Origin of the sequence: Acinetobacter sp. WCHA45 (assembly GCF_002165255.2) — a bacterium.
Lineage (GTDB): Bacteria > Pseudomonadota > Gammaproteobacteria > Pseudomonadales > Moraxellaceae > Acinetobacter.
The window spans coordinates 1-7,282 of the sequence record NZ_CP028557.1; the positions used below are offsets into that span (position 1 = coordinate 1).

At 33.0% G+C, this 7,282-nt stretch carries 9 protein-coding genes; 5 read left to right on the forward strand and 4 right to left on the reverse strand.

The genetic code is table 11. The features are described 5' to 3' along the window. The 4 genes from repM to CDG55_RS00070 all read left to right on the forward strand — a co-directional run bounded on the left by repM (position 1) and on the right by CDG55_RS00070 (position 2,628). Positions 1-936 carry a replication initiation protein RepM gene (repM, locus tag CDG55_RS00055; protein ID WP_087537508.1) on the forward strand — a complete coding sequence of 312 codons (936 nt, stop codon included), beginning with the start codon at positions 1-3 and terminating at the stop codon, positions 934-936. A gap of 68 nt (positions 937-1,004) precedes the next feature. Continuing rightward, positions 1,005-1,550, forward strand: a complete 546-nt coding sequence (locus CDG55_RS00060) for a plasmid replication DNA-binding protein (protein ID WP_087537507.1) — start codon at positions 1,005-1,007, stop codon at positions 1,548-1,550. A gap of 308 nt (positions 1,551-1,858) precedes the next feature. Beyond that, complete coding sequence (locus CDG55_RS00065; protein WP_001088452.1) at positions 1,859-2,041, forward strand: type II toxin-antitoxin system HicA family toxin; 183 nt, start codon at positions 1,859-1,861, stop codon at positions 2,039-2,041. Positions 2,042-2,220: 179 nt separating this feature from the next. After that, on the forward strand, positions 2,221-2,628 hold the full coding sequence (locus CDG55_RS00070; RefSeq protein ID WP_000465963.1) for a type II toxin-antitoxin system HicB family antitoxin: 408 nt from the start codon (positions 2,221-2,223) through the stop codon (positions 2,626-2,628). A 95-nt stretch (positions 2,629-2,723) separates the two neighbouring features. Here the strand turns inward: CDG55_RS00070 and CDG55_RS00075 are convergent, their stop codons facing one another. After that, positions 2,724-2,972 (reverse strand): hypothetical protein, encoded by a 249-nt coding sequence (locus CDG55_RS00075; protein ID WP_000069817.1) that lies wholly within the window; start codon positions 2,970-2,972, stop codon positions 2,724-2,726. 112 nt (positions 2,973-3,084) lie between these two features. Between CDG55_RS00075 and CDG55_RS00080 the strand changes: the two genes are divergently transcribed. Beyond that, on the forward strand, positions 3,085-4,206 hold the full coding sequence (locus CDG55_RS00080) for a hypothetical protein (protein WP_087537511.1): 1,122 nt from the start codon (positions 3,085-3,087) through the stop codon (positions 4,204-4,206). Between the two features lie 313 nt (positions 4,207-4,519). Here the strand turns inward: CDG55_RS00080 and CDG55_RS00085 are convergent, their stop codons facing one another. The 3 genes from CDG55_RS00085 to CDG55_RS00090 form a co-directional block, all read right to left on the reverse strand. Continuing rightward, positions 4,520-5,416 (reverse strand): DUF4747 family protein, encoded by an 897-nt coding sequence (locus tag CDG55_RS00085; RefSeq protein ID WP_087537510.1) that lies wholly within the window; start codon positions 5,414-5,416, stop codon positions 4,520-4,522. A gap of 157 nt (positions 5,417-5,573) precedes the next feature. Further along, on the reverse strand, positions 5,574-5,744 hold the full coding sequence (locus CDG55_RS15290; protein ID WP_171287502.1) for a hypothetical protein: 171 nt from the start codon (positions 5,742-5,744) through the stop codon (positions 5,574-5,576). Then, positions 5,737-6,126 carry a hypothetical protein gene (locus tag CDG55_RS00090; RefSeq protein WP_087537509.1) on the reverse strand — a complete coding sequence of 130 codons (390 nt, stop codon included), beginning with the start codon at positions 6,124-6,126 and terminating at the stop codon, positions 5,737-5,739. Before CDG55_RS00090 ends, CDG55_RS15290 begins: the two co-directional genes overlap by 8 nt. Positions 6,127-7,282: the final 1,156 nt, after the last annotated feature.

Genomic DNA, 7,282 nt, shown 5'->3' on the forward strand with positions numbered 1-7,282 from the left:
ATGCCTACCAGTGAATTAATAGTAAAAGATAATGCTTTAATTAATGCGAGTTATAATTTAGATACCGTAGAACAACGGTTAATTCTACTGGCTATCTTACAAGCAAGAGAAACAAAAACAGGGATTGATGCAAACACTAGGCTACGGATCCATGCCAGTGACTATATGAGCAGATTTAATGTTAGTAAGCATGCCGCCTACAAAGCCCTAAAAACAGCAGTTACTAACCTTTTTGGTAGACAGTTTAGCTACCAAACAATTGATGAAAAAACAGGAAAATCAAAGAAAGTAATTTCTCGATGGGTTCAAAATATTTCTTATATTGATGATGCTGCAACCTTAGAGGTTACTTTTACAATGGATGTAGTCCCTTTAATTACACGTTTAGAAAAACAATTTACAAGTTATCAGTTAAAACAAGTTACCCAATTAACAGGAAAATATGCCATTCGACTCTATGAGTTGCTTATAGCATGGCGTGAAGTCGGTAACACTCCTATATTTGAAGTTTCTGACTTTCGTTCGAAGCTTGGCTTAACTTCAGATGATTACCCAAGACTAGATACATTTAAACGACGTGTACTTGAAGCAGCAGTCAAACAAATAAATGAACATACAGATATCATCGTTAAAGTTGAACAGCATAAAGAAGGTCGCTCTATTTCTGGGTTCTCTTTTAGCTTCAAACAAAAAAGAAATCCGAACAAAGCAATAGAACGTAAGAAAGATCCCAATACATTAGATATTTTTTCCAGAATAACAGATGCTCAACGCCACTTATTTGCTAACAAGCTTTCGGAATTACCTGAAATGGGGAAATACTCTCAGGGCACTGAAAGCTATCAACAGTTTGCAATAAGAATTGCTGAAATGCTTCAAGATCCTGCTAAGTTTCAAGAATTACATCCTTATCTTGAAAAAGTTGGCTATCGTTAAAATACTGATGTAACGTTACATGATTAATTATTGTCTACAAGCATACAGATTTTTACTTGGGTTACATAATGAAAGCACTATCTGTTATTGAGTTATCACAACTTTATGGGATGAATCGACAAAGTATTTATAAGCGTATAAATAAAGGAGATTTATCAAAAAATAGTGATGGGAAAATAGATTTATCTGAAGCCATAAGAGTATTTGGCGAACCATCTAATAAAAATAATAATGTAACCCCATTACAGTCTACTGCGGTACAAAAAGAGACAGAAGTAGACATGCTAAAACAGCAGGTAGACATACTAAAAAAACAGCTAGAACTTGCACATGAGCGAGAAGTTTTCCAACGAGAACAGCTAGAAGCAAAAGACAATCAAATAGAAGCTATACAACGACTGCTAGAAGCCCCAAAAACCAATATAACTACGTTTACCGATCAGAAATCTAGCCAAGATATAGCAACGGATCCTCGGCCAGAAACTGAGCCTAAACATGACGGATTGACTACTCAGGATGCGACTGAAAATAAGCGTATTCCGGTGCCGGAGCAGGTTGAACCGGAACAGCCGAAAAGAGGATGGTTAAGCCGGTTTTTCTTGCCGAATGGCTAAGAGGCTTATTTAGGTGTACTAATCAAAGTTGTGAAACATTGATCAAAGAATAAGCGTGGAACGTGAAAAATCATGAAAAAAGCCCGAACAGGGATGTTCGGGCTATAAACTAGAAACTACAGCATTGATTTCTATAGATAATTATAACGCATTTCGTATAACGTGCATTATGTTAATTTTAGAAAAGCTTTAGAAATATCATTAAAAATCAGGTTTACAATTTCCGAAAATCATACCTCTAGGGTTATTGACATTTTATAACCCTAGAGGTATGATTATTTCAACTTTTTTATCTAGGTGAATATCTCATGAATAGTAGAGAACTCATCAAGATGCTTAAGGATGACGGTTGGGAAGAAGTGCGATGCAGTGGTAGCCACCACCAGTTTCAGCACCCTACGAAGAAAGGAACAGTGACTGTGCCCGCTCCTCAAAAGGACTATCCACCTAAAACTTTAAAATGCATTTTGAAAGCAGCGGGTCTAATTTGACCCGCTCTACTAACCCTAAATGAGAGTCATCTAAAACTTATACACACTTTACGAGGAATTATCATGGCCCAAAGATTTATACTAGGTTCTAGAAAAAGGCGATTTGATATTTATTATATTTAAATAAATATCAATCTATTAATATGAAATTATATTGTAAGTATATCTAGGAGGACATTATGTTTTTTCCTATTGCGATAGAACAAGGTTCTGAAGATCAGAGTTTTGGCGTAATCGTACCGGATATTCCTGGATGCTTTTCTGCCGGAGATACTTTAGATGAAGCTATTAGAAATGTTAAAGAAGCTATTAGTATTCATCTAGAATTATTGGCGTCTGCCGAAGAAGCTATTCCTACAGCACAAGATCTAGCTAAATATGTAAATGATCCTCTTTATGAAGGCTGTGCATGGTTTCTTGTTGATTTAGATATATCTAGATATCTTGGAAAAACTGAAAAAGTTAATGTTTCTTTACCTCAAAGGCTTATTCATTTAATAGATGAAAAGGTTTCTAAGGATAAGACATATAAATCTCGTTCAGCATTTCTAGCAGCTGGTGCAGAAAAACTTCTAAGCTGTCATTAATTTTACAATTGAAATAAAAAAGCTCTCAATTATGAGAGCTTTTTTATTTTATATAATTCGTATAATTTTAATTTTATAAGATATTAATTTAAAACTTAACGATCTTTATTTGATTGAGATAAAAGAGAAGCAGCAATTTCTTTAGTATCAGCACTGTATTTATTACTTTTTAATACAGCAGATGCTGTAGTTTCCATATCTTTTCCTGTTTGCTTATCTGTTTTAGTTTGAGCTAAAGCAGAAGCTGACAGTTTTTTAGCTATCGCGGAAGAGGATGGATTCCTCAAAATATCTGATGCTTTAGATGCTACGTTACTAGAAGTTTTTTTCGAATTATTCGACATGATTTTTTCTCACTAATACCCATTAAAACAATATATAGTGTATACTTTAAAAAGTAAACACAACATATAGTGTATTCAAAAATTACTTTCCAAGAATTAATGGATATAGGTTATGAATTCTATTGAACAAGTAGAGAAAACTAAAAATAGATTTGCATATGGTCAAAATGGACTATTCACAGTTGGATTAGGAGTCTGGCAAGACATCTATGAACATGAGAACTGTGGAATCAATGAAATGGTTGTTTTTTTATCTTTATCATGTGGAACAGATGGCGAACATATTAAAAGCACTTGGAGTATAAATTCGATTAAAAAATACATCGGATTAACTGATATTCCTGCAAAAAAAGCTCTTAATAACTTAATAAGTTATGGATTTGTTAAAGTTATAAAACCAGTATTGAAAGCAGGCGATAGACCTGAGTATGAAGTTAAAAATACTACTAATGAGCAAGGTGATTATATTTGGCTACCCAATAGTTTGATTGTAGGAGTTAAAGGTGAAAGTTCACCAGTTAATAGACTTAAAAAAAGGAATGACAAACGTCTACTCTACTACTTTATTCGCTTATATTTTTTTCAAGACATGAAAGAAACAGGATGTATTTCTCAAAAAATTATTCATGCTGCGCCATATGAAGGAATAGATAAATTAGAAACCAAGCTCGTAACTAAGATCAATAATAAATACAATCTTCTAAAATTAGATTATCAGTGGTTTACATCAAGTAATACAAATTTTGGTACGTTTGGTACAACCAGTACTACGGGTACAGGAAAACGCCAAAAGAGTTTCTTTACAACTGAATATTGCCCAAAACTAAATGAGCGTGGAGCATGGATAATATTCCGTCCTTTATGGGATATGAAATTAGTTGAACCTGTATTTTTTATGTCAGATGCTCCTGATGATTCCTTAGATGATGAACGAATATTCATGTATGAGCTATTCAATGAGTCACAGAAAAAGATAGCAGATAATATTTTAAGTTGGTTTAGAGATAATGATGAGCGAATGATCGCTCTGAAAAGTATATCCAATAAGGGGAGTGATACAAGGAGAACAGCGTATGGCTTTGTAGATAATGACTATGCAAATGCTTCAATTAAACCAATGTTCAGATTGAAATATAGAACAAAAAATCCTTATAGTAAAAATAGAGTAAAAGAGCAATCGAAGTTTGATAGAGAATTAGTACAAAAAATAGAAAGTGAAGAAAGTTCTGGTTAAAAATTAAACAAATAGGGGGTTCAAAGTTATATCAAAGATATAATTCAATGTTTATATTCAAAGATATAACTCAATGTCTATATTCAAAGTTTCATGGTATGGGGATTTAGGGGAAAGGAGTTTAATTCATATTGAACTACTTTTTTTAAAAGCGTAATCAGGGAAGGATAATCCATCTATTATTGTGACGCTCGTAGACACTCGCTAAGTTTTTTTTCTGTAGACGCTTTTTGTGATTTTACATAAGATAAGACTCACCTAGTCCATTTAATTAATAGACTAGGAAGTTACGTTTTATGGATAAAGTTTTTTCTTAAGCAAGATGTTCTGCTATTTTTCTCGTTTCTCGTATTAAGAAATCCCCATAAACTTCTTCTGGAAAGATTTTTAGACGTTTCGTAAATGGTGAGATATTAAGTGTACTTTTCTTTTCTGTTAAACTATCAATATTTTTATAATGAAATTTTACAAATCCATATTCTATGGCTAATCTAATAAAATCTTTATTTAGATCAGTTAGTTCTAAAAACTTTGTTTTTTTACTTTTAAGAACCTGAGAATAGGACTCTAAATTACTATCCGCCAGACTTTTTAAGAAAATTCTATCTTTATCAGATAAAACTATATTTGGATCATCAAAAGAATCAGGAATATTATTTATAACTGCTTCAACGTAAGTCAGTGTTTTATTATGATTAATATCATCAGCCGTAATTTTTTCATAAATTGGCGTTATTTCAATTCGCTTAAACTTATTATTTAGCGTAGGTGTATTAACTAATTTCTTAAGAAATTCTTCAACAATTGCATGCGCTGTTTTATTCTTTTTAAAAGATAATTCACAAATAATTTTTCTTTCCGATGGATAGAAAACAGCGCTAAAATCTTTAGGGTTTGCTTTATAGTTTGTCGGAATATATCTATTAGTATCTAATTTTACATTTTGAGATTCTACCGTGTCTCTAAAATTGCTGGTAAGCCCAGTACTTTTAAAGATCTCACATCTAAAGCCATGCTCTAATTTATCTTCATTTAAAGGCTTTATACTGTCAAACTTTACGTAATTGGAACGAGCTTGCAAAGGTACTTCACGAAGATTCCCACTTAGATCCAAAAACAAATCTATATATGTCTTTGTTGAAACCTCGTCAGAAAAAATCTGTACATCAAAAGCTGTATAAAGAACAGAACATGAACGTGAACCTGCCATATTTCTCTCATTAATATTATCGAGCAATAATTATACATTTATTATAAATTAAATATAATCTTCTTCTTTTTCATAATAATATAAGTTGTTACAACTTGTATAATTAATCCAAAGAATTTTTCGTACATAAAAATAGAGTACTTTATTAAAAACCAGATTAACTCTGTTTTTTTTGTTCAATCTGATCATTGGCCTCAAACATGCCAGGATTGGTAATCCGAATATTGCCCTGACAATTACCACAAAGCATCAGTCCTGCAAAAAGCTGCACGTTTTCCCTTGAATCACAGAAAGCGCAAGGTTTAGAAAGCTGAATAATATTAGTCATATTTTTGACTCCCAATAAAATTATTCTGGGCGTAGGCTGTACCTCTGGCCTGCATATTGCGTATATCTTCTTTTTCCATATTCAACTTCATTAAGATGCCAATCAACATCATGTATACGCCACCAAAATCCTCATAATATTTCTCTTTAAAACAATTTTCTTGAGTAAAAGTTGTCAAAGAGTGATTCATATTTTTTTCAAAATCATTCACCAATGTTTCAATCCGACTGGCCTGCCGTTCAATACTGGCCATCTGTAAATTACTGGTCAGTAAATCCCGTAAATAAGTTCCGAGTTTATCGCCCTTCAATTGAGCCAAACGCTCATATTCTTGTGCGACTTGATTGTCTAATCTGACGGCTACGGTTCGAGTACTGTTCATTAAAAACTCCTACAATTTGTTTTCAATCTAAGCACCTAATTTCTAAAAAGTAACTATCAAATATAAGTAAACACTGTGTTAAGTTTTAATGATTACAGGTTAAATATCTAATATAAAAAGAGAAATTTACATAAAAACGTAAACAAAGGTGATTACAAGCTATCTCATTGTTTTGTAAGTAAATATTGCACTTTATTCGCAACAAAAAGTGTTTACAGCTAAGTCTATGAAAGATAATAAAAATCATGCTAAAAGCGTAAACGCTTTCCAGACAGATGAAAAATCGCTGTATCCCTTATAGCATAAGGCTTTGGAGCTTTTATCTTTAGATGCGTGGTGTGTGAACCAAAAATTGCCGGTATGTACCGGCTCCCAATCCATTTAATTGACTTAACTGACAGTAAAGATAGTGCTTGGCCAAAAGAGATCCTGACTATTGTGTTTCGAAGGAAAAAATCTATAAACGGGAACTCTAGCCTACAGATCAAAAATAAAACCCAAGTTAAAACGCTCTCACATGCGATTTCAGCCAATTTTTTAATAGGACATAGAATCTACTGTTTAAATGAGTAATCAGGCCAAATAACGCAAATGAGCGTCAAATAGAGGCTATTTTAATTCTAATTGGGATGAATAGAGCGAGTGTCTACGAGCGAAGCACCAAAATTCGCGCCTCGCCTCTCTGAAAAACAGCTTTTTAGGCTATGAAGCCTAAATAAGCGTAAATCAAATGCAGAAAATTGAGTCTAGATCGAGCATAGCGAGTAAAAAAGCTTTATGAGCGAAGCGAATTCCGAGTTGCTTTTGCTCTTGCCTTTGCTTTTTCTCAAAGTCACAACAGAATGATCCAAAAAATTGCCCCACGAATCGAGCGAAAGCGAGATTCAATAGAGTTTGAGCGTAGCGAAAACCAAGGGCAATTTTTCATTCCCAATGCTTTTAATAATTTTTAAGTTTTTAAATGCTTTTAGATCTGCTGTAAGCCTTTATTTATAGTATATACAAGGGATATACCACACCAAAAAGTCACCTATACCACACCAAAAAGTCACCTATACCACACCAAAAAGTCACCTATACCACACCAAAAAGTCACCTATTTACACCATTGATTAATGATGGTGTAATAACACCACGTATAATAAAGGTGTAGTAA

Excerpts from the sequence above, each read along its gene's own strand:
- CDG55_RS00070 (WP_000465963.1), top strand. The coding sequence starts at position 2,221 with ATGTTTTTTCCTATTGCGATAGAACAAGGTTCTGAAGATCAGAGTTTT.
- CDG55_RS00080 (WP_087537511.1), top strand. The coding sequence starts at position 3,085 with ATGAATTCTATTGAACAAGTAGAGAAAACTAAAAATAGATTTGCATAT.
- CDG55_RS00075 (WP_000069817.1), bottom strand. The coding sequence starts at position 2,972 with ATGTCGAATAATTCGAAAAAAACTTCTAGTAACGTAGCATCTAAAGCA.
- CDG55_RS00090 (WP_087537509.1), bottom strand. The coding sequence starts at position 6,126 with ATGAACAGTACTCGAACCGTAGCCGTCAGATTAGACAATCAAGTCGCA.
- CDG55_RS00060 (WP_087537507.1), top strand. The coding sequence starts at position 1,005 with ATGAAAGCACTATCTGTTATTGAGTTATCACAACTTTATGGGATGAAT.
- CDG55_RS00065 (WP_001088452.1), top strand. The coding sequence starts at position 1,859 with ATGAATAGTAGAGAACTCATCAAGATGCTTAAGGATGACGGTTGGGAA.
- CDG55_RS15290 (WP_171287502.1), bottom strand. The coding sequence starts at position 5,744 with ATGACTAATATTATTCAGCTTTCTAAACCTTGCGCTTTCTGTGATTCA.
- CDG55_RS00085 (WP_087537510.1), bottom strand. The coding sequence starts at position 5,416 with ATGGCAGGTTCACGTTCATGTTCTGTTCTTTATACAGCTTTTGATGTA.
- repM (WP_087537508.1), top strand. The coding sequence starts at position 1 with ATGCCTACCAGTGAATTAATAGTAAAAGATAATGCTTTAATTAATGCG.